Raw genomic sequence first — 19,828 nt, 5'->3', positions numbered from 1 at the left:
GGGTACGTCTAACGATTCGCTGACCAGACTTCCCAGCACGCCTCGTGGAAGTGTATACCCATGCCGACTGGCTCGCATCCGCGCCTCGATACACCAGCGTCGCTGGCTCTCGGCGAACGGAGAGCCTCAGCTCGATACACCCGCTGCGCGGGCACTCACTGAGCGCAGGAAACGAGAAGCGGGCACCTTCCCGAAGGATGGTGCCCGTCTCGTGAAGTAGCGGACTACTTCTTGTTGCGACGCTGATGGCGAGTCTTGCGAAGCAGCTTGCGGTGCTTCTTCTTCGACATACGCTTGCGGCGCTTCTTAACGACAGAACCCATATTGTTTCCTCAAATTGATTGGACGATGCGATCGGGGAGCTTGTGGCCGTGCGACCCAGACGGGCGTTCGACCCTCCCCGGAAAATGCGCTCGGACTAGTCTACACCCGCGGCGTGGCGCGAGTGCGAACTGCGCTACGCGGAGTGCTGCTCTCCCTCGGTGGCCGCTCGGATTGCATCCTTGACGGCCGATTCCGGCACCCGATACGACCGACCAAACTTCACTGCCGGAAGCTCGCCCGCGTGAACCATGCGATAAATCGTCATCTTCGAGACGCGCATGAGCTCTGCGACTTCGGCCACCGTTAAGAAGCGGACATCAGACAGGTCGTTTGCCATGTGCCATGTCCCCAATCGGTTCGCGGTCGTAACTGTAACTGGCGACACTAGAGTGACACGAGTTATCTGTGAGTACATCGTCAAGACTAGAGTGTCGTTCCCAGAATCGCCACCGCCCGCGACTACACTGCCTTCGCTCTACGCGAGTAGCATCACATTCGATTAGTCTTTCGGCCGACCAACTTCGGCCATCCACCGCCCGTCAGCCCCAGGAGTTCGATATGCCGTATCGCTATCGGCTTGAACCGCAGCGGCGAACCCCTTGGGAGCGCATCCGCGACGGCCTGGCGCACTTCAGCACCAACTCCCCCAGCCGCTTTGCGGTGCTGATCTTCACGAGCATCATCGCACTGTGGACGTTCCTCTTTATGCTTCCGGCGGCGTCAGCAACCGGGGAGATTACTCCGTTCGCGGATGCGCTGTTCACCGCGGTCTCGACAATCTGCGTCACGGGGCTCGCGGTTGTCGATATGGCGACGCACTGGTCGACGTTCGGCAACCTCCTCGTCTTCATCGGCATCCAGGCGGGTGCGCTCGGCGTGCTTACGCTCGCATCCCTCCTCGGCCGCGTCGTCACGCGCCGCCTCGGTTTGCGCCAAAAACTCATCGCGGCCTCGGACGGCAACCCGCTGCGCACGCACGCCGGCCCGGTCTCGGAATCGCAGGCGGTGAAGCTGGATGAGGTCGGCGGCATCCTCGCGACCGCGGCCATCTCGCTCGTCACGATCCAGACCATCTCGGCCCTGTTCATCCTGCCGGTGTTTCTCGCAACCCCGGGCTACGACACCTGGTCGGCGATCTACGACGCGTACTACTACGCCGCGAGCGCCTTCACGAACACCGGCTTCTCGCACCACCCGGACGGGATCATGCCGTTCGAGCACAACATTTGGTTCTTGGGTTGCCTCGCTGGCACGGTGTTCCTCGGCTCGATCGGCTTCCCCGTCATCTTCGCGATCGTGCGCCGCATCCGCACGAAGCAGCGCCTGTCGGTGCACGTGAAACTCACGCTCGTGACGACCGTGCTCCTCTTCTTCATCGGCTGGATCGTCATTTACCTCTTGGAGTTCGACAACCCCCGGACCCTCGCGATGGATGACCCGTGGTTCCGCCCGATCACCGCTGGCTTCATGTCCGCGATGACGCGGTCAGGTGGGTTCTCGACCGTCGACATCAGCGAAATGAACGACGCGACGCTGCTCGTCATGGACATGCTCATGTTCGTCGGTGGCGGCTCGGCGTCGACCGCGGGTGGCATCAAGGTGACGACGCTCGCGATTCTCTTCCTCGCCGCGGTCGCCGAGGCCAAGGGTTCCCCGGACATCCACTCATTCGGCAGGCGCATCCCAGTGGATGTGCTTCGCCTCGCCATCTCGGTGGCGCTCTGGGGCGCGACAATCGTGGCGGTCTCGTCGATCCTCGTGATGCAGCTGTCGGGAGCGGAGTTCAAGTACGCCCTCTTCGACTCGATTTCGGCGTTCGCGACGTGCGGCCTTTCGACCGGCCTCACGCAAGAACTCCCCGAATCGGCGACGTACGTTCTCACCACGACCATGTGGCTCGGCCGCGTCGGCACGGTGACGTTCGCCGCCTCGCTCGCGTCACGACACAAGCGGCAGCTCTACACGCTGCCCGAGGAAAGGATCATCGTTGGCTGAACCAATTCCCCCGAATGCCCCGGTGCTCGTTATCGGCCTCGGTCGCTTCGGTGCCGCAGTGGCGGGCCAGCTCGATCGCCTCGGTCGCGAGGTGCTCGCGATCGATAGCGACGAGGGGCTCGTGCAGAAGTGGTCGGACCGCGTGACGCACACTGCCCAGCTCGACGCCCGCAACATCGACGCCCTCAAGCAGATCGGCGCGAAGGAGTTTGCGATCGCGGTCGTCGCGGTGGGTACCTCGCTCGAGGCGAGCGTGCTCATCACCGCGAACCTCTCCGACCTCAAAGTGCCCCAGATCTGGGCGAAGGCGATGTCGAGCACTCACGGGCGCATCCTGAAGCGCATCGGCGCGCACCACGTGATTTACCCCGAGGCGGAAGCCGGAGAGCGCGCCGCGCACCTGCTCAACGGAAGGCTGCTCGACTACATCGCGTTCGATGACCAGTTCGTGCTCGCAAAGATGTACCCGCCGAAGCCAGTGCGCGGGCTCACCTTGCGCGAGGCGCAGATTCGGAGCAAGTACCAGGTGAGCATCATGGGCGTGAAGTCGCCCGGCAACGAGTTCAAGGAGGCGACGCCGGAGACGAAGATCTCGAACCTCGATCTCATCATCGTGTCGGGCACCGCGGATCGAATCGAGCGGTTCAGCGCGTTGCGGTAGGTGACTATGGCGGGGTTGCGCTGTCGGTCTGCGCGGTGTTGCCCTCGCCGTGTCGGCCTGCGCTGTGTCGGCCTGCGCTGACAGTCTGCGGTGACGGTCTACGCAGTGTCGGTGGCACCGCGTAGGCTCGTCGCATGCGCATGAATGTTGAATCCTTCAATCTCGATCACCGCGAGGTCGCGGCACCGTACGTTCGCGTCGCCGACCGCAAGGTACTGCCCGGCGGCGACGTACTGATCAAGTACGACGTGCGGTTCGCCCAGCCAAACGAGGAACACCTCGAGATGCCGACGGTGCACTCGATCGAGCACACGACGGCCGAGCTCATGCGCAATCACACGGACAAGCTCATCGACTTCTCGCCGATGGGCTGCCAGACGGGCTTCTATGCACTCACCCTGGGGGTTGAAGAGGATGCGTTCCTCGAGCTGCTCGAGACGACCTTCCGTGACCTGCTCGACGCCGAAGAGGTTCCCGCTGCGAACGAGGTGCAGTGCGGTTGGGCCGCGAGCCACGACCTCGCCGGGGCGAAGGATGCGGTGGCCAAGTTCCTCCTCGCCCGTGACGGCTGGACGAACGTCATGAAGGCGGATGCATAGTGGCGGGTGCGCTAGCCGCAGCGCTGTCTGCTGGCGCGCCAGTCGTCATCATCTGCGCAATGGACGAAGAGTCCGCGCCGTTTAACGAGTTCCTCACCGAGGTCTCGGCAGTGTCGACACCACTCGCGGGTGTCTCGGCGCGTCGCGGTCGTCTCGCCGTAGGCGATGGCGGGGCGATCGATGCCGTGCTCGTCACGAGCAACATCGGGCTCGTTGCGGCCGCGAGCGCCGCGTCGTGGGCGACAGGCGAGTTTGCCCCGGCCGCGGTCATCTCTGCCGGTACCGGTGGCGGCCTTCCCGCTGACATTTCGGTCGGCGACATCGCCGTGGCCGAGGCCTGCACCTACGGCACGGCGGATGCGACCGAGTTCGGCTACGAGCGCGGCCAGGTCCCGCGCCAGCCGGTGCGCTTCGAGTCCTCCCCCGAGCTCGTCGCCGCCGCTCTGGCCGGGATTCCCGGGTCGAGCGCGGGCGCCCTACGCGTGGGGCGCATTCTCTCGGGCGACACGTTCGTGACCACGCGCAACGTCGCAGACATGCGCGAAGCTTTCCCGGATGCGGTCGCGACCGACATGGAGTCCTGCGCCATCTCGCAGACCGCTTCGGCGTTCGGCGTACCTTTCATCTCGGTGCGCGGCATCTCCGACCTCTGCGGCCCGTCGGCCGGGCAGGACTTCCACATGGGTGTCGACGAGGCGGCCGCCCACAGCCGCGACGCGGTGCGAGCCCTCCTCGCCGCGCTGTAGTCGAAACCGCATCCCGCCCCGACCATTGCCGGTAACGCTCACCCATGCTGGTACTTCGGCAATCATGAGCGCTACGGGCAAGGGGCGGATGCGCCCTTGGCTCTCGCCCACGCGCATCCCACCCCCACCATTGCCGGTAACGCTCACCCATGCCCGCACTTCGGCAATCATGAGCGCCACCGGCAAGGGGTGGAAGCGCTAACGGCAATCATGAGCGCCACCGGCAATGGCCACCGCCCCCAGGCGCGCAAAAGGCCCCGCAGCAACCTGCGGGGCCTCAAGCGTTACGCGACTACTTCGCGGCGAAGCGGAAGAGCTTCTTGTTCGCGAACTCGAGCATGCCGACGCGGCCAAGCTCACGACCGTAGCCCGACTTCTTCACGCCACCGAAGGGCACATCCGCGCCCTCGAGGCCGGAGGCGCCGATGAAGACCATGCCAACGTCGAGCTGGTTGCCGACCTGCTCGGCGCGCTCGAGGTCATCGCAGATGACGACAGAGCCGAGGCCGTACGGCGAGGAGTTTGCGAGGTCGATCGCTTCCTCGTCGCTCGAGACCTTATAGAGCTGCGCGACCGGTCCGAACAGCTCCTGGCTGTAGACGTCCATCGCCGGGGTGATGTTGGTCAGCACGGTCGGCGTGTAGACGTTGCCGTCGGGGGTGTTGTTGCCGACCGCGATCTGGGCGCCCTGCTTGATGGCGTCCTCGACCTGGCTCGTGAGGGTCTTGGTCGCGCCGTCCGAGGACATCGGGCCGAAGTCACCGTCAGAGTACGACTGGCCGCCGATCGCGGCGTTGAACTTCTGCGAGAACTCGTCGAAGTACTTGTCCATGACGACGATGCGCTTCGAACCGTTGCAGGCCTGGCCAGTGTTCTCCATGCGACCGCCAACGGCGTGCTCGACCGCGTGGTCGAGGTCATCCGTGTCGAGGACGAGGAAGACATCCGAGCCGCCAAGCTCGAGCACGCACTTCTTCAGCGCGCGGCCGGCCTGCTCGGCGACGATCGCGCCGGCACGCTCCGAACCGGTGAGCGAGACGCCCTGGACGCGGTCGTCCGCGATGATGTCCGAGATCTGCTCGTGCGTCGCGAAAACGTTCACGTAGGCGCCCTTCGGGAAGCCTGCGTCGAGGAACAGCTGCTCGAGCGCGAGGGCCGACTCGGGGCACTGCGCGGCGTGCTTGAGGATGATCGTGTTACCGAGGATGAGGTTCGGCACCGCGAAGCGGGCGACCTGGTAGTACGGGTAGTTCCACGGCATGATGCCGAGGATCACGCCGGTGCCCTGGTAGCGGAAGAACGACTTCAGGCCGTCCTCGACCTCGAGCGGCTCATCCGCCAGCCACTTCTCAGCGTTCTTCGCAAACGCGGCGGTGATGTCGCCCGAGAACTCTGCCTCGCCTACCGACTGGTCGAGGGGCTTGCCCATCTCGCGGTTGATGATCGCGCCGAGCTCGTCCTGGCGCTCGTAAAACAGCTCGGCGGCGCGCTGCGCGAGTGCCGCGCGCTCCGCAACGGTGGTCTTGCGTGCCCAGTTCTGGTACGCATCCTGGGCGGATGCGATGCCCGCCTGGATCTCTTCGGAGGTCGCGGTCGGGTATTCCTTGATCGTCTCGCCGGTTGCCGGGTTGATGACTGCAAACGTCGTCATTGATGTTCTCCTGATTTCGCTTCGTTGCAGCGCGGGTGTTGCCCGCGCTCGTGTACTTGGCACTCTCCTCAAACCTAGAGTGCCCGCTTGTGTATTGGGTTGTGCTAGTGACTATCGATGGGGCATGAAGTTGTGCTGGGTGACAGCGCTCGGATGGCCAGGTTTTCGCTCGCGAGTTCGTCGAGAAATCCCTCGAGCTGACCGCGCCAGTGGGCCGCCTTCTCGGGGGTAAGTTCGGCCTCTGACTCTTCGAGGAACAGTAGTGGGGAGTCCGGTCGGCCACAGTAGCTGAGCACCCCGTATGGCAGCTGGGCCGCTGCGGCGGAGCTGTATCCGTGGCGGTCGAGGTCCGCGACCGAGCCCGAAGTCAGTAGGACGAACCCGCCTCGGGAAAACGGCAGCTCCGCTTTCGTGCCAGCGGCTGCGCCGTGCCCGAAGGCCCAGCCATTGGTAAACACGCGGTCGATCCAGCCCTTGAGCATCGCCGACACCGTCCACCAATACATCGGCGACAGCATGATCACCGCGTCCTGCCTCGACAGGCGCTCGTGCTCGCGCACGATATCGACCGACGCCCGCCCCTCTCCCGCGTAGTGCGCGAGGTCTTCCGCGGTGATTACCGGATTGAACTCTTCCCCGTGCAGGTCCGCGATCTCCACGCTCGCGCCTCGCTCGCCGAGCAATTCGCGCAGTGTCCCGGCGACGCGCCACGTGTGCGAGTCGCGCACCGGATGCGCCACAACAATCAGGATGCGGGGTCGGACTATCGAGGTCATCGCGCCAGTCTAAGGACTCGCCCTTATTACTTACCGAGCAGATCGTTGGATTGCTTTGCCGCTCGCAACCCCGACTCGATCGCTCCGTCGATCCAGCCCGCCCAGCCGGAGGCAAGGTCAGAGTTTGCGAAGTGGATACGCCCGTGCGGCACCTGCAGTCCGGCCGAGTACTCCATGACTTGCCCCGGACGGTAGGCCATCCAGGTACCCTGCGAGAACTCATCGTTGTTCCAGTCATGAGTGTCGCTCGCCAGTACCTTCGCATCCGGCAAGAACTCGCGTACGGCCGCTTCGACCGCGTCCGGGTCGGTCGCGTCGAGGTCCTTCTCGGCACTCGCGAACGCACATAGATAGGTGCCGTCCTCGGTCGTGTACTCCGAGGCGATCCACTTGAATGTGGTGTGCAGACCAACGCCGTAGAAGTCCGTCTCGAGTGCGGGCACCAGCACCCACACCTTGACCGATTCGCCAGCCTGCTTTTCCTCGCCCATTGCGCGGTACGCCGTCGGAAGCTCGGGCGTGAACTGGATGGTGTTCCACGCGTTGATAGGTGCGGTAACGATCACCGACTTCGCGAGAATTTCTTCGCCGGAGCGGGTGGTTACGCGCACTTGCTCACCCTCATCGTCGATGCTTGCGACGGCGGTGTTCAGGCGAACGTCCGCGCCCGCGTCGGCAAGGATCCGCTCGACGAATCCGGTAGTGCCGCCGACGAACTTGTCGGTGAGAAGCGTGAACCAGCCGGTACAGCTGCCAAACGCGGTCACCCACGAGATCACGTGCAGGGCAGAGAGCTTTTCCGGATAGGCACCGAAATAGAATGCGGGCCAGGCGAGGATGAAGTCTCGCGACTTGGGTGCGAGTCCGAGCGTGTCGACATACTCGGTGAACGGGATGTCGAGGTCATCAAGGCCTTCCTGGCCGAGTGGTTCCTCGTAGAGACGGATGCGGTCAGCATCCTGATCAATTCGCGCCACGGCTCGTTCGAGTGCCGGCCATTCGGCGGCCGGGATCGGGAATGCCGCATTCGACATTTCTCCGTCGATGCCCCAAGCGAATGCGCGCGGCTCGGGGCTCTGGAACAGTTCAATACCGTAGCGCTCGACCTCGGTCTTGACGTGCGGCTGCTGGCTCGGCGCGACCCAGGTGCCGCCGACTTCGATCCACTGCTCTTTTCCTTCAAATTTGCGGTACCACGTGCGGCCCGAGACGCGGTCGCGGCCCTCCAGCACGACTACGGTGTGTCCCGCTTCGGTGGAATCGCGAGCGGCGATGGCCCCCGCAAACCCAGCACCGACTACTACGACGTCCACGGTCTCGGTCGATTGGATTGGCTTCGACATTGGTGACTCCTTTGTCAACGTGAATCTCGACGATTCGAGATGGTTCTGATGGATTGGATTGGGTTTGGTTCGGAATGCAGGTGTGCCCCTAGCGCTCACACTTGTGCGTAGTACTTGGCCATGCCGGAGTTCGGGCAAGAGCTAGCGTTTTCGGCAATGGATGCACGCTGCTGATGTCGTGGGCGCATCCACACCTTGCTGGTAGGGCCTTACCCTGCCGGAATGCCGACAAGGTCGAGCGTTATCGGCAATGGAGGCACACCGCGGCTAGTAGTGCGCGTCTCAGCGCCCGCTGATGACATTCGCAGCGCGGGCCAGGACGTCGGTCTTGCCACTCTGGCTGTGGTTTTCGCGGCCGTCGGCGGCGCGGTAGACCGCGTAGAGCGCGGTCGCGCCGATCCAGCGCAGCGGCTCCGGCTCCCAGTTGCGCGCGGTGCGACCAACCCAGGGCAACCGCACGAGGTCGGTCTGCTCGCCCAGGATGAGGTCGCGCAGCGTGCGGGCCGCGAGGTTCGTGCCGCTGAGCCCGTGGCCCACGTAGCCGCCGGCCGAGAGGATGCCCGCGTCTCGATCGAAGTTCACGGCGGCACACCAGTCCCGCGGAACGCCGAGGACACCCGACCACGAGTGGTCGATCTGCACATTCCGCAGCGCTGGGAAAACCTCGCCGAGCCGCTTCGAGAGCATCCCCACCGATCGATCGGCCGTGCGACCGCGCTCGTCGAAGCTCGAGTTGAAGTCGTAGGGAACGGCTCGGCCGCCGAGGGCGACGCGGCCGTCCGCGGTGCGCTGCATGTACGTAAAGCCGTGCGCCATGTCGCCCACCAGTTCCGCGCCGCGCCAGCCAATCGCATCCAGCTGCTGCTCGGTCAGCCGTTCAGTCACGATCATGCTGCTGTTCATCGGCAGCAGTCGGCGCTCCTGCCTAGGCAGCGAGTGAGTGTAGCCCTCGAGTGCCTGCACGACGTACTTCGCGCGAACGGTGCCGTGATCGGTCCGAACCGCGCGCGGAGCGATCGACTCCGCGGTCGTGCCCTCGTAAATCGTGACCCCAAGTGCCTCGACAACCGCGGCAAGACCGCGCGTGAACTTGGCGGGATGCACGCGCGCGCAGTGCGGGGTCCAGTACCCGCCGCGCATGCCGTGCACGTTCACCCGCTCGCGCAGATCGTCGACCCCGAGCTCGAACACATCGTCCTTGCCCCAGCCCTGCTCGCGCAGCTCGTCGAGGTGCGCGCGGGCCCGAGCAAGCTGCGGGCCGTTCGTCGCGACGTGGATGAGCCCATCCTTCACGAGGTCCTCGGCGAAGCCTTCCTGCTGGGCCACCGTTACGACCTCGTCCACGGCCGTAAACATCTCCCGCTGCATGGCCCGCGCGGATTCCGCGCCGTGCGCCGCGGCATAGCGACGGAACTGCCCGGCTGGCTCCGCGCTCATCCAACCGCCGTTGCGCCCCGAGGCGCCAAACCCCGCGAAGTACTTCTCGACAATGGCGATCTCAAGTTCCGGCTGGGCCTTCGTCAGGTAGTAGGCCGTCCACAGCCCGGTCAGCCCGCCGCCCACGATCGCGACATCGACCTCGATATCGCCCGCGAGCGACGCGCGCTGCGTCGGCAATCCGATATCGCGCATCCAGAACGACACGTCGCCGTTGATAAACCCTGGCGCGACCCTTACGTCCTGCGACATCCGATGCTCCCCCTCACATTTCGACATTGAAATGCGCGCCCGACGGCGCGGCATACGTTCGTAGCCTAGGCAGGTTCTCGAAATCGGGCGATCGTACCGCCGTCTAAAAATCCACCGAGGACTAGACGTCTGTCCCATCGTGGATGAGTACCCAGGCTCGATAGGCGATCCAGAGGGCCGCGAGGTCGGCGGTGTCCGTGAGCGAGAGCCCCGTGGCCGCCTCGATCTTCTTGATGCGGTAAGCGAGGGTCTGTCGGTGGATGCCCAACTCGCTAGCTGCGGCATTCCAGCTTCGGTCGTGGCGCAGGTAGGTGAAGAGCGTCTCGCGGAGGTCTCGTGACTTCGGCGCATCCGAGCCGAGCTCGCCGAGCACCCGCTCGACGATCTCGGCGGCCTCGTCATACGAGCGCGCGAGCACGGACAGCGGCACGCCGCGGTATTCATGCCACAGCCCCTCGCCAGCCGCGTGGCTCCGGGCCTCGGCCGCCTGCGACGCCGCGGTGGAGACATCGCGCGGGTCCGAGAAGGTGGCCGAGACTCCGGCCGAAACCTCGAGCTCGGCGAGGAGGCCCCGGACCTCCGCGAACACCTCGTGCCGCGCGAGTACCAGGCCTGCGTCGCCCCGCTTCGCCGCCAGAACTGGCATGCCCGCCAGCGACAGCCCGAGGCTCACCTTCCGAAAATCCTCACCGCTGACGGCGACGGCACGATAGCCCTCGGCGAGGCGCGACTCTTTGAGATACGTCTCGATCGCCTCGTCATGCGACCCGCGCAGCAACCCCTCGAGCAGCAGCGACCGCCGCTGCGACGCGAATCGGCTGCGCGCATACACCCGGTCGGCACTCAGTTCGAACAGCTTCATGATGTGCACGAGCACGAGCGAGCTGAGGTCTTCGCCCTCGGCTTCTTCGACGGTGAGGGTCGCCGGTTCGGATGCGCGCAGCGGGTAGTCGTGCGACCGCACGTTGGTTGCGTTCCCGCCAAACGGCCCGGGGTGCTCGACGAGCGGCCTCGAGGTCAAGTCATCGGTCACGCGGATGCCGATCCGCAGGAGTTTCGAGACGGATACCGTGAACTCAGCGAGATTCTCGCTCGATTCTGCCGCGAGGCTGTATAGCTTGGCGAGGCTCAGCACCTCCATCGTCTGCCGCGTGCTGCTCGCCGCGGCGATGTGTCGGGACACCGCGGCGAACGGAATCTCGGGTGCGGTGGCGAGCACGGGAAAGTCGAGCCGATCGGCCTCCGCGAGCATCGCATCCGAGATCGTCGGGCACGTCTCGTGGCGACCGAGCATGAGGCCCGCGAGCCCCGCATCCGCGAGCGAGCGCACGAACTCGACCTGCGCATCCACCGCCTCGGGGACGCAGAGACCGACGGTCATCAGCAGCTCGTTCGGCCCCAGCCAGCGCCACGGCTCCGGTAGCTCGCAGCTGTGGGCCCAAAGGACACTGCGCCACAGCCCGCCGTCGCCGGCCAGCACCTCGGTCTCGAGACTCGCGGTCGCGACGAGGTCGCGAAGGCTCAGAGCATCATCGCTCATGGCACGCTCCAAACGTTAGGGCTCGAGGTTAGGGCTCGACGCGCAGCTCGAGCAGGTCACGCAGCAGAAGGCGGTCGACTTCCGCGCCGTCCTCGGCGAGCCAGTCCCCCGTCTCGCGCAGCAGCGACTCGACGGAGGCCGGGCGGACGCGGCGCCAAGTGCGCGCATAATCGATCGAAAAATCGCCGGATGATTCCGGCACCACGGTGAGCCAGCCGCGGACCTCAGCGACGTCGCCGAAGTACTCAAAGAGCCGTTCGACGCGGTGCGGGAATTCCTGTGCCGTGGCGGGAAGTGGAACGTTGTTGCAGCAGATTTGGCCGCGCGCGTCGATGCCGTACTGTCCGGCCCGCCACAGCACCGAGTCGATCACCGCGAGCCGACGACCGGCGAGTACCGCGTGGGAAATCGTAGCGACATTCGGGTCGCCGCCGGGAAGCCTCAGCCCGTGGACGATCCGGACGCCGGGCATCCGCTCAAGCACACGAAGCTGCTCACCGACGATCTGCTCGGCGTACATGCGACGCACCGCGTTCACTCCGGGAGCCGAATGCGTCATGGCCGTGGCACCGGGCTCGCCCCAAACCCACTGATCCGAGTCGGCGGGCGGTGCCGACTCGTTTGCGAGGTCGGCCAGCAGCCGCTCGAAGTCCATCCGGCGAGCTCGAGGGTCGAGGCCCCACCACGCAAGCGCGGCGAGCGCAACGCCGGCCAACGCGACGATCGCGCGAATGGTCAGCAACAGCGCGCCGTCGCCCGAATCGAAGATGCGCATCATCGCGATGAGGAAGAGCGCCGCCGCGCCGAGCGCGATGACCGCGAGATTGGCCCAGTAGAGAATGCGCGTGATCGCGGGATACCGCCCGGTTGCCCGCAGCACGATCCACACGAGGCCGAGCAGCCACAGCGCCGCGGTTGCCGGCCACCACGGTGCCGCCATCGGCGAGCTCGGGATGACCTGCGATGCAATCAGCACCAAGCCCAGCACCACGAACGGCAGCACGGTGGCATACTCGCGCATCGTGGGCGCGGGCGGCGTCGGGTTCTCGCCAGGCCACACATCAGGATGCTCTGGCCAGGCTCGCCGGTACCACCCCATCTTGCGCGCGTCGGCGCGGGGCTTCGGGATGCGATCGAACGCGAGTTCGCTCGTGCCAGCGGTGCGGCGCCCGGCGGCCGAGCGAGAGGCCGACTCGGCCGAACCGGCCTCGCCTGTCGGCGCCTTCGGTGGCTCGAACGGCCGCGAGCGCGGCGCACGCTGCTGATTGCGCAGACGAACGCCGTCGGCACGCGGTGGCGTGACGACGCCCTGCTCGGTGGCGAGCCACGCGTCGTGTTCGGCGCGGTGTCGCGGATCCGCGAGCACCTCAACGGCGAGGCGCACCCGCGTGAATTCGGCCGCGTTACCGCCGAGGTCGGGGTGGGTCTCGCGCTGCTTGCGCCTGCCAGCGCGCCGGATCTCCTCGTCAGTTGCGGCCGGGGCTACGCCGAGGACGTCGTAGAGGTTCTCCGGAAAGCTCAGCCGCCTACTCATCGGTTCTCGGCTGCGAACTCATCGCTGCGGCCGATGTTGGCGCGCAGTGCCTGTTCGAATGTCCCCGTGAGGTCCGCATCCTGCAGCACCGCGACTGATCGCTCGGTGGTGCCGTTCGGGCTCGTGACCTTCCGGCGGAGCTCGACGACGTCGAAAGTCGGGTCCTGCAAGACCATCTCGATCGACCCCTTGAACGTCCGCACGACGATGTCGAGCGCTACTTCGCGAGACAGCCCGAGCCGCTCGGTCGCCGCCGCCATCTGCTCAATGAGGAGGTACACGTGCGCCGGCCCGGAGCCCGCAACTGCGCCGACAGCACTGATCTGTTCCTCGGGCACCTCATATACGGTGCCGACCGACTCGAAAATGGTGCGGGCGAGCGCCAGAGCCTGCGCATCCGACGCCTTGCCACCGGCGACGCCGGTGGTGGCCAGCCCAATGGTCGCGGGCGTGTTCGGCATGACGCGCACGACGCGGATGCCCTCAGGCACCTGAGCCTCGACCGTCGCGGTCTCGATTCCGGCGGCGACCGTCATCACTACCGCGTCGGAGGCCAGGGAATCCGCGATCTCCGCCGCGACGGCCTTGATCTGGGCGGGCTTCACGCCGAGGATGACGATGCTGGCGCCCTCGACCGCCTTCCGATTCGCATCCGCATCCGCCTCGGTTGAGAACGCGAGGATGCGCGCATCCCCGGCAAACTTTTCGGCGCTCGCTGCTGAGCGCGTGGTGACCCGCACCGGTTCGACGGGCGCAACGGCTGACGCAAGCAGCCCCGCCAAAATGGCACCATTCATATTGCCGGTGCCGATCATCGCGATCGTCGGAAGCGGCGACGGCTGAAGATTCGTGGAGTCTGCTGCGGAAGTCACAGTCACGAGTCTATGGTCCTTGCGGGAAATGCACAGGTTCGGCTCGCGCTCGGAACCAGGTCGTATGCTTTTGAGCACAGCCACCGTCCCAGAGGGGAGCACAATGCCTAACTCCGGCCCCGCCACACAGATTCGTGAAGCGTTGCTGACCAGTCCTTATGTCGAGGAAGTCCTGACAGCCCACGTGGAAGGAGCCGAGGAAGCCATCGCAGTCGCTGGCGTCCGCGTCGCCGTCACGAACGTGCCGGACCTCGCCTCGCTTCCGCAGGTTCTCGCGCAGCTTCGCGCGCTCGTGCGTGAGGTCGTCGGCGATGACGCCGCAGTCTTCGTCGAGCCGGACGTCACCGAGCCCGACCGTAAGCACATTTCGACGGAGTCGATCGTCATTCGCTCCTGGGACTAATTCTCGGTTGCTGCGTCGTTCGCGCGAAAGAATTCGCGCAGTGGCGCGGCACAGTGTTCCTCGAGGACCCCGCCGATCACTTCGGCACTGAGCGGGAGCCGCCGGTCACGCAGCAAGTCATAGCGTGAACCGGCGGCTCCCGCTTTGTCGTCCCAAGCGCCGAACACGACGCGGTCAACTCGCGCGGTGAGCGCGGCCCCCGCGCACATCACGCATGGCTCCAGCGTCGTCACTAGCGTGCAGCCGTCGAGTCTTGAGCTTTCGAGGGCTGCGCACGCCTCGCGAATCGCGAGGATCTCGGCGTGCGCCGTCGGATCGTGCGTCTGCTCACGGCGGTTGCGCCCGCGGCCCAGGATGCGCCCGGTCGCGTCGACGACGAGCGCCCCGATTGGCATGTCACCAGTCCTCGGCGCCGCGAGCGCTTCATCGAGGGCGATGCGCATCAGCGCCTCAAGTTCTACCGGTACTCGCATCCCTGCCGTTCTGTTTCGTGCACGCTTGTCGGTGTCTTGCCAATTCTCTCAGTACGCTAATCACATGCAGTTGCACGTCGCGAACCACCCGCTCATTGACCACAAGATGACCATCCTGCGCGACGAGCGCACGGAGTCGCCGGTCTTCCGCTCGCTCGTATCCGAGCTCGTGAATCTCCTCACCTATGAGGCGAGTCGCGACCTGCACGTCGAGGATGTGGCAATCACCACCCCGGTCACGGACATGGTGGGCAAGCACGTCAGCCGACCGCTGCCGCTGGCCGTGCCGATTATCCGCGCGGGCCTCGGGATGCTCGATGGGTTCCTGCAGCTCATGCCGCACTGCGAGGTGGGGTTCGTCGGTATGCGTCGCAACGAAGACACACTGCAGCCCGAGACCTACGCGAAGCGGCTTCCCGATGACGTTTCGGACCGCCAGTGCTTCGTGCTTGACCCGATGCTCGCGACGGGCGGCTCGCTCGCCGCAACCGTGGAGTTCCTCATCGAAGGCGGAGCGAAGGAGATCACCGCGATCTGCCTCGTCGCCGCGCCCGAGGGTGTCGCGCTGATGCAGGAGCGGTTCCCCGACGACAACGTGCGCATCATCGTCGCGGCACTCGATGAGGGGCTGAACGAGCAGGGCTTCATCGTTCCCGGCCTTGGCGATGCCGGCGATCGGCTCTACGGTGCCGCCGAGTAGGCCTGGCTCAGCATTCGGATTCTTGCAGGGCTCTTTCAAAGTCCGGTGATGGTTCTGATCGTGTTCGGGCGTGTGCCAGCATGGCGCAGGGCCGCGGTGATGTTCGTCGCGCCAGCCAAACGGTGCACGGTGATCGCTAGGTTTCGGATCGTGGCCATCAAGTGCGCGGCGTTGCCGGTACGGACCTGGGAAGCATCTTCGCGGTAGGCGGTATCGCGGATCCAATGCAACCGGTTCTCGATACCCCAATGCCCGCGAATGTAGCTCGCTAGGGCGGCGGGGCTGGCCTGTTCGGGTGGCAGCGAGGTGATCACGAACACGTGCTCGCGCGTGGACTCGCGGGTGCGGGGGTTGGTGCGGTCGCGCGTCAATCGCATTGTTTGTGCCGCGTGCGGGAACCTGATTCGCGTCGGGGCGGGCAGGCAGGTCGCTTCCCAGCGAGTGATCCTGCCGTGTTTCTTCTCGGTGTCGAGAAAGCCGGGTTGGTGGTGGGCCCAGTTCTGCTGCATGATCCGATCGCGCAGTGCTCGCTGGTTCGATTTCACGGTGAAGACATAGTGTGCGCCGTGCTCGTGTAACCAGTGTGCGTGGGATGTTTGGGTGTGGAGCGCGTCCGCAGTGACGATCATCCCCTGCAGGTCACCGAGCCTGGCGAGCAGGATCGGGAAGTGCGGGATCTCGTTCGTTTTCTCCGGGATGGGTTCTTGCTCGATCACACAGCCGGTACCGTGATCGAACGCGGCCATCAGGAACACGCGTTGCCCGTTGGCGTGTTTCGCGCCGCGGACTTCTTTGCCGTCGATGGCGACGACCTTGCTGGTGACGGAGTGCTGGTTGCGGGTCCACGCGCCTAAGTGTTCGTCGAGCCAGACCGGGTCGGCGCTGGTCGCGACGCGGTGCATCGTGGCGAGGGAGGGGGTTCGTCCTGATGGGAACGGCCGGGTTTGGGCTTGGTGGGCGGCCCATTCGGTGATCATGGTGAGGGATTTTGCGCCGCAGAGTACCGCGGCCACGAAGATGCTGAGGAGTTCCGCGAATTCGTACCGGCAGCCGCGTCGGGAGCGTGGGTCTGGGGTGGTCGCGAGGAGATTGCGGAGGGCCTCGAAATCGATTTCGGGGACAGCCTCGAAGTCGGTCGGAGCAGTGGTGGTGGCGCAAATCAGGTCGATCAACGATGATGACATGTGAGAACTCCTGTGTTCCAACGGTTGTGGTAACCACCGGATTAACAGGAGTTCTCATCGGTTAAAAGCGGCCACGCCGCGCGCACGCCTCATCCAGGACTTTGAAAGAGCCCTGGGATTCTTGACTTTTTTCGTCACGTCGTGAAAGCTGAACGTTATGACTGCAACGATTGCTCGCCCTGTGCCCGCCCTCGAGGTGGCAGGTCGTGCCGACATGATGATGGTCGGCATGATGGCGTGCTGTCGAATGTGCCGCTAATCCAGCACCGTTAGCCCTCCCGCCTATTCAGGCATTGCGCATCCGGATGCATCCAATCCGACCTCGGGCAAAGCTGCCCCGCTGACCACGCACGAGTCATTTCAATCATCATTCAAGGATTTTCACGATCATGTCGTTCTCGAACATTGCACCGCTGCCCGCACGTAAGCCAGGCACACACGCTAAGCCCGCAGCCGCTCACGCTCGCCCGAACCTCGCAGCCGTACCGAAGCCCGCCTTCAACGCAGCACCGCGCACGGAACCCAAGGAAGCAGCGGCGCCCGAGGCCCGCGGCTTTGCACTCTATGTCGGCCTCGACTCCGAGGCTTCGCTTCAGGATGGGATCTCGCTCACCGACCTCGTGACCGCGCTTCGCCAGGTCATCGCCGACCGCGCCCCGCACGCCCAGAGCTACGCATCCGTCGCGTTCGCCCCCGGTGACGCGCGTGGCGAGACGATCGACCTCGTGCGCCTCGCCCTGCAGGAGCCGGGTGCCGTTCGCGAGCGCCGCCAGGCACGCCAGGAAGAGGAGCGCGCTGAGGAAGCAAAGCGCGCATCCGCCAAGGTCACGATCGACACGTCGCGAAAGCGCGTCGAGGTGCACGGCGAGAACGCCGAGTTCACCTACAAGGAGTTTGAGCTGCTGCAGGCGCTCGTGCTTCGCGAAGGCCGTACCGTGAGCCGTGAAGAAATCATCGAGGTGCTGTGGCGTGACGCGAGCGAGGAACGCCCGCACGAGCGCACGATCGACGTGCACGTGCGTCGCCTCCGTCAGCGACTCGGCGAGTACGCCGACATCGTTCGCACCGTGCGCGGCGCGGGTTACCGGTTCGACCGCCACGCCGACGTTCGCGTCGTGCACGCGCCGAGCCCTTCGCCGGACCGCGTCTAGCAAATATTCGGTGTACGACCGGCGAACGATTTCTCGCCGAATCGTGACCGGTTTTGCGCGGCGAGTGTAACAAGGCCTGATCGCAGCCGCCTAAGCTGGGTAAATGGCAAACCGATCAGTACGACCGTCTGACGCGTGGGAGGCACTGTTCCGCGCCCAGGTCTCCGTCATGCGTGATCTGCGTGAAGAGTTCACCGGTTTCGGCATCTCGATGAACGAGTACGACGTGCTCTTCAACGTGTATCGGGCGCCGGAGCATCGCCTGCGCCTGCGCGACCTCAATCGCTCAGTGCTTATCACCCAGTCTTCGGTGTCGCGTCTGGTCGACCGGCTCGTCGCCCGGGGCTTCGTCGAGAAGTGCGACGACGAGTCGGATGCGCGCGGCACCATCGTCGAACTCACTAAGGCGGGCGTCCGAGCGTTCCGGAAGGCTGCAGGGCTGCACACTCGGAGCATCGAGGATCACATCGGCCGCGCGCTCACTCCCGAGCAGCAGGAACAGCTCTACGATCTGTGCATGACGCTGCTCCGAGCACACGACGGTTCGGCCGAATCCCCCGAGTAGATACGGAGCTCGGAGCGATGTCTACGTTCGCGTGGCCGGGGTTCCCCGACGCCGCGCCGCTGGGGGCAGAGGATGCGCGCGATCTTGCCGCGCGCATCCACGCCCTTGCGGATCCCCACCGGCTGCGCATCCTGTCGCTAATTTCGGCGAAGGATGCGGTGCCGATGACGACGAGCGAGGTGGTCGGCGAGCTCGGGCTGTCGCAGTCCACCGTGTCTCACCACCTGAAACAGCTGGTCGCTGCGGGATTCCTTACGGTCGAGCGCTCCGGCACGTGGAGCATGTATCGCGTCGACGCGGATGCGTTGGCCGCGGTGGCTGCGCTCCTCGCGCCTCGCGGTTAGTTGCGGTCACCGAGTAGGGCGAAGCGCTTCGCTACGCCGCTGCGCGGCTACTCAACGACCTTCGGTCACCGAGTAGGGCGTAGCCCGTATCGAGGTGGAGCCTACGCCCGAATGTACGCCCAGCCATCGAACTGACGCTGCACGGCGTGCGCAGTCGCCGTCGGCACGAGCCGTGCGCCCTCGACGAGGTCATCCTCCGTGATCCCATGCCCCTTCGCCGCAAGCGAGCAAAGCGTCACCTTCACGGTCGGGAGCTCCTGCAGCGCAACAACGAGGTCGCCAGCCTGTGCCGCCGACTTCGACGCGCCGGTCACCGCGCCACCCTGAGCCAGGATCTCGACCTGTACGTCGTCGCCGAGTGCTGCGATCGCGTTGCGTGCCGAAGCCGTTGCGGCAAGGATGCGCGCGGGGTCGTTGTCAGCGATGTGGAATACGAAGCCGCGAGTGGCGTCGGTCATGAAGACTCCTTTGAGAGATCGATTGTGGCTGATGCCCGAGCGTACTCCGGCCGATTGAATCGGACTTCTTTGTTACGCCGACGGCGTCACGAAGACGATCTCGGGGCTTTGGAAATGAGAATCTGTCCCTCGGAGACTTCAACTGCGCTCGTTCCAAGTACGATCGCGTCAGCTTTCGACCACGGTGCCTGTTCAATGAAGTACGGGACTTCCTCACGCTGCCAGTCCTCCCAGAAGGCCACTGAAGCCTGACGGTCGCCGTTCACGCCGGTCGCCACGTCCCGGTCGATAGCCCGGGTCCGGGCAAGGTCGTAATCGCACTGGACCCAGATCGACAGGTCGAGATAGCGCAAAACTTGATCATCGAGAGTGCCAGTTCCCTCGACGATCAGGATGCGCGCATCCCTCGTGACTCGAATCGCACCTTCCCTGCCTCGCTCGACCCATGCATCCGGGCGGTACTCGACCGGCTCGCCACGACGAATCGGCTCGAGCACGTGCTCCACGAGCAGCGGATGCCACGACAGCACCGAGTGATGCCACGCGATGTCATCTGTAGAGATGATCTCGACTCCCGCCCGAGCATCCTGGATGCGTGTCGCCAGGGTCGATTTGCCAGCGCCGCCGCGGCCGTCGATGCCGATGATGAGTGGGCGAAACTCGGAAACCGTGCTCTCTTCCCCGAGCAGACCGGATACCCACGCGTCGAAATGAATCGACTCCCAAGTGCCGGCGTCGAGTTCGCCCGGACCGGGATCGATTGTGGTTGTCACGACAACTCCTCCCTATTTTCCTGCAAAGGTGTCAATGGTCATTTGTT

The 19,828-nt window shown here is 65.1% G+C and carries 22 protein-coding genes; 9 read left to right on the top strand and 13 right to left on the bottom strand.

What is annotated here, in order from left to right; genetic code table 11:
- Positions 1-224: 224 nt before the first annotated feature.
- Entirely contained in the window at positions 225-323 is a 99-nt protein-coding gene (locus tag GMOLON4_RS13380) for a 30S ribosomal protein bS22 (RefSeq protein ID WP_019174583.1), read from the bottom strand.
- Positions 324-457: 134 nt separating this feature from the next.
- Entirely contained in the window at positions 458-661 is a 204-nt protein-coding gene (locus GMOLON4_RS13375; RefSeq protein ID WP_026937530.1) for a helix-turn-helix domain-containing protein, read from the bottom strand.
- Between the two features lie 221 nt (positions 662-882).
- On the opposite strand from GMOLON4_RS13375, the gene GMOLON4_RS13370 reads away from it, so the two are divergent.
- The 4 genes from GMOLON4_RS13370 (at position 883) to mtnN (ending at position 4,325) form a co-directional block, all read left to right on the top strand.
- Positions 883-2,319: a TrkH family potassium uptake protein gene (locus tag GMOLON4_RS13370; RefSeq protein WP_051267168.1), complete on the top strand. Its 1,437-nt coding sequence runs from the start codon at positions 883-885 to the stop codon at positions 2,317-2,319.
- Positions 2,312-2,980, top strand: a complete 669-nt coding sequence (locus tag GMOLON4_RS13365) for a potassium channel family protein (protein WP_026937528.1) — start codon at positions 2,312-2,314, stop codon at positions 2,978-2,980. The genes GMOLON4_RS13370 and GMOLON4_RS13365 overlap by 8 nt, the downstream gene beginning before the upstream one ends.
- A 134-nt stretch (positions 2,981-3,114) precedes the next feature.
- Entirely contained in the window at positions 3,115-3,579 is a 465-nt protein-coding gene (locus GMOLON4_RS13360; protein ID WP_035733393.1) for an S-ribosylhomocysteine lyase, read from the top strand.
- Positions 3,579-4,325 carry a 5'-methylthioadenosine/S-adenosylhomocysteine nucleosidase gene (mtnN, locus tag GMOLON4_RS13355; protein ID WP_051267165.1) on the top strand — a complete coding sequence of 249 codons (747 nt, stop codon included), beginning with the start codon at positions 3,579-3,581 and terminating at the stop codon, positions 4,323-4,325. The genes GMOLON4_RS13360 and mtnN overlap by 1 nt, the downstream gene beginning before the upstream one ends.
- 292 nt (positions 4,326-4,617) lie before the next feature.
- On the opposite strand, the gene GMOLON4_RS13350 is transcribed toward mtnN, so the two are convergent.
- The 7 genes from GMOLON4_RS13350 to proC form a co-directional block, all read right to left on the bottom strand.
- Positions 4,618-5,976, bottom strand: coding sequence for an NAD-dependent succinate-semialdehyde dehydrogenase (locus tag GMOLON4_RS13350; protein WP_026937525.1), 1,359 nt, complete (start codon positions 5,974-5,976; stop codon positions 4,618-4,620).
- A 104-nt stretch (positions 5,977-6,080) separates the two neighbouring features.
- Positions 6,081-6,752, bottom strand: coding sequence for an NAD(P)H-dependent oxidoreductase (locus tag GMOLON4_RS13345; RefSeq protein ID WP_084147611.1), 672 nt, complete (start codon positions 6,750-6,752; stop codon positions 6,081-6,083).
- A gap of 26 nt (positions 6,753-6,778) precedes the next feature.
- Positions 6,779-8,095 (bottom strand): flavin monoamine oxidase family protein, encoded by a 1,317-nt coding sequence (locus tag GMOLON4_RS13340; protein WP_035733389.1) that lies wholly within the window; start codon positions 8,093-8,095, stop codon positions 6,779-6,781.
- A gap of 282 nt (positions 8,096-8,377) precedes the next feature.
- Positions 8,378-9,784, bottom strand: coding sequence for an NAD(P)/FAD-dependent oxidoreductase (locus tag GMOLON4_RS13335; protein ID WP_026937523.1), 1,407 nt, complete (start codon positions 9,782-9,784; stop codon positions 8,378-8,380).
- Positions 9,785-9,905: 121 nt separating this feature from the next.
- Positions 9,906-11,324, bottom strand: a complete 1,419-nt coding sequence (locus GMOLON4_RS13330) for a PucR family transcriptional regulator (protein WP_026937522.1) — start codon at positions 11,322-11,324, stop codon at positions 9,906-9,908.
- Between the two features lie 28 nt (positions 11,325-11,352).
- A complete protein-coding gene (locus tag GMOLON4_RS13325; RefSeq protein ID WP_026937521.1) occupies positions 11,353-12,858 on the bottom strand; it encodes a J domain-containing protein in 1,506 nt (501 codons plus the stop codon).
- Entirely contained in the window at positions 12,855-13,730 is an 876-nt protein-coding gene (gene proC, locus GMOLON4_RS13320) for a pyrroline-5-carboxylate reductase (protein ID WP_245575514.1), read from the bottom strand. The genes GMOLON4_RS13325 and proC overlap by 4 nt, the downstream gene beginning before the upstream one ends.
- A 103-nt stretch (positions 13,731-13,833) precedes the next feature.
- Between proC and GMOLON4_RS13315 the strand changes: the two genes are divergently transcribed.
- Entirely contained in the window at positions 13,834-14,133 is a 300-nt protein-coding gene (locus GMOLON4_RS13315) for a hypothetical protein (RefSeq protein ID WP_146137513.1), read from the top strand.
- Here GMOLON4_RS13315 and GMOLON4_RS13310 read toward each other — a convergent pair.
- A complete protein-coding gene (locus tag GMOLON4_RS13310) occupies positions 14,130-14,606 on the bottom strand; it encodes a nucleoside deaminase (RefSeq protein ID WP_026937518.1) in 477 nt (158 codons plus the stop codon). The two genes, GMOLON4_RS13315 and GMOLON4_RS13310, sit on opposite strands and share 4 nt — an antisense overlap.
- Positions 14,607-14,670: 64 nt before the next feature.
- Between GMOLON4_RS13310 and upp the strand changes: the two genes are divergently transcribed.
- Entirely contained in the window at positions 14,671-15,306 is a 636-nt protein-coding gene (gene upp / locus GMOLON4_RS13305; protein WP_026937517.1) for a uracil phosphoribosyltransferase, read from the top strand.
- Positions 15,307-15,341: 35 nt separating this feature from the next.
- Here upp and GMOLON4_RS13300 read toward each other — a convergent pair whose 3' ends face one another.
- Complete coding sequence (locus GMOLON4_RS13300; protein ID WP_106486788.1) at positions 15,342-16,490, bottom strand: ISAs1 family transposase; 1,149 nt, start codon at positions 16,488-16,490, stop codon at positions 15,342-15,344.
- Between the two features lie 389 nt (positions 16,491-16,879).
- Here GMOLON4_RS13300 and GMOLON4_RS13295 point away from each other — a divergent pair, with 389 nt between their 5' ends.
- The 3 genes from GMOLON4_RS13295 (at position 16,880) to GMOLON4_RS13285 (ending at position 18,550) form a co-directional block, all read left to right on the top strand.
- Positions 16,880-17,641 (top strand): winged helix-turn-helix domain-containing protein, encoded by a 762-nt coding sequence (locus tag GMOLON4_RS13295; protein ID WP_026937835.1) that lies wholly within the window; start codon positions 16,880-16,882, stop codon positions 17,639-17,641.
- A gap of 103 nt (positions 17,642-17,744) precedes the next feature.
- Positions 17,745-18,206, top strand: coding sequence for a MarR family winged helix-turn-helix transcriptional regulator (locus tag GMOLON4_RS13290; protein WP_035733871.1), 462 nt, complete (start codon positions 17,745-17,747; stop codon positions 18,204-18,206).
- Positions 18,207-18,223: 17 nt separating this feature from the next.
- Positions 18,224-18,550, top strand: coding sequence for an ArsR/SmtB family transcription factor (locus GMOLON4_RS13285; protein WP_035733873.1), 327 nt, complete (start codon positions 18,224-18,226; stop codon positions 18,548-18,550).
- Positions 18,551-18,651: 101 nt separating this feature from the next.
- Here the strand turns inward: GMOLON4_RS13285 and GMOLON4_RS13280 are convergent, their stop codons facing one another.
- Both GMOLON4_RS13280 and GMOLON4_RS13275 read right to left on the bottom strand, forming a co-directional pair.
- Complete coding sequence (locus tag GMOLON4_RS13280; RefSeq protein WP_035733875.1) at positions 18,652-19,008, bottom strand: DsrE family protein; 357 nt, start codon at positions 19,006-19,008, stop codon at positions 18,652-18,654.
- Between the two features lie 86 nt (positions 19,009-19,094).
- The gene (locus tag GMOLON4_RS13275; RefSeq protein ID WP_051267403.1) at positions 19,095-19,781 is read right to left on the bottom strand and encodes a uridine kinase family protein; all 687 of its coding nucleotides are present in this window, start codon (positions 19,779-19,781) and stop codon (positions 19,095-19,097) included.
- Positions 19,782-19,828: the final 47 nt, after the last annotated feature.

The organism is Gulosibacter molinativorax (genome assembly GCF_003010915.2).
Lineage (GTDB): Bacteria > Actinomycetota > Actinomycetes > Actinomycetales > Microbacteriaceae > Gulosibacter > Gulosibacter molinativorax.
This window is presented reverse-complemented; position numbering and strand designations above follow the sequence as displayed.

Coding starts and splice junctions, on each gene's coding strand:
- GMOLON4_RS13380 (WP_019174583.1), bottom strand. CDS start 323: ATGGGTTCTGTCGTTAAGAAGCGCCGCAAGCGTATGTCGAAGAAGAAG.
- GMOLON4_RS13375 (WP_026937530.1), bottom strand. CDS start 661: ATGGCAAACGACCTGTCTGATGTCCGCTTCTTAACGGTGGCCGAAGTC.
- GMOLON4_RS13370 (WP_051267168.1), top strand. CDS start 883: ATGCCGTATCGCTATCGGCTTGAACCGCAGCGGCGAACCCCTTGGGAG.
- GMOLON4_RS13360 (WP_035733393.1), top strand. CDS start 3,115: ATGCGCATGAATGTTGAATCCTTCAATCTCGATCACCGCGAGGTCGCG.
- GMOLON4_RS13350 (WP_026937525.1), bottom strand. CDS start 5,976: ATGACGACGTTTGCAGTCATCAACCCGGCAACCGGCGAGACGATCAAG.
- GMOLON4_RS13345 (WP_084147611.1), bottom strand. CDS start 6,752: ATGACCTCGATAGTCCGACCCCGCATCCTGATTGTTGTGGCGCATCCG.
- GMOLON4_RS13340 (WP_035733389.1), bottom strand. CDS start 8,095: ATGTCGAAGCCAATCCAATCGACCGAGACCGTGGACGTCGTAGTAGTC.
- GMOLON4_RS13335 (WP_026937523.1), bottom strand. CDS start 9,784: ATGTCGCAGGACGTAAGGGTCGCGCCAGGGTTTATCAACGGCGACGTG.
- GMOLON4_RS13330 (WP_026937522.1), bottom strand. CDS start 11,324: ATGAGCGATGATGCTCTGAGCCTTCGCGACCTCGTCGCGACCGCGAGT.
- GMOLON4_RS13325 (WP_026937521.1), bottom strand. CDS start 12,858: ATGAGTAGGCGGCTGAGCTTTCCGGAGAACCTCTACGACGTCCTCGGC.
- GMOLON4_RS13315 (WP_146137513.1), top strand. CDS start 13,834: ATGCCTAACTCCGGCCCCGCCACACAGATTCGTGAAGCGTTGCTGACC.
- GMOLON4_RS13310 (WP_026937518.1), bottom strand. CDS start 14,606: ATGCGAGTACCGGTAGAACTTGAGGCGCTGATGCGCATCGCCCTCGAT.
- upp (WP_026937517.1), top strand. CDS start 14,671: ATGCAGTTGCACGTCGCGAACCACCCGCTCATTGACCACAAGATGACC.
- GMOLON4_RS13300 (WP_106486788.1), bottom strand. CDS start 16,490: ATGTCATCATCGTTGATCGACCTGATTTGCGCCACCACCACTGCTCCG.
- GMOLON4_RS13295 (WP_026937835.1), top strand. CDS start 16,880: ATGTCGTTCTCGAACATTGCACCGCTGCCCGCACGTAAGCCAGGCACA.
- GMOLON4_RS13290 (WP_035733871.1), top strand. CDS start 17,745: ATGGCAAACCGATCAGTACGACCGTCTGACGCGTGGGAGGCACTGTTC.
- GMOLON4_RS13285 (WP_035733873.1), top strand. CDS start 18,224: ATGTCTACGTTCGCGTGGCCGGGGTTCCCCGACGCCGCGCCGCTGGGG.
- GMOLON4_RS13280 (WP_035733875.1), bottom strand. CDS start 19,008: ATGACCGACGCCACTCGCGGCTTCGTATTCCACATCGCTGACAACGAC.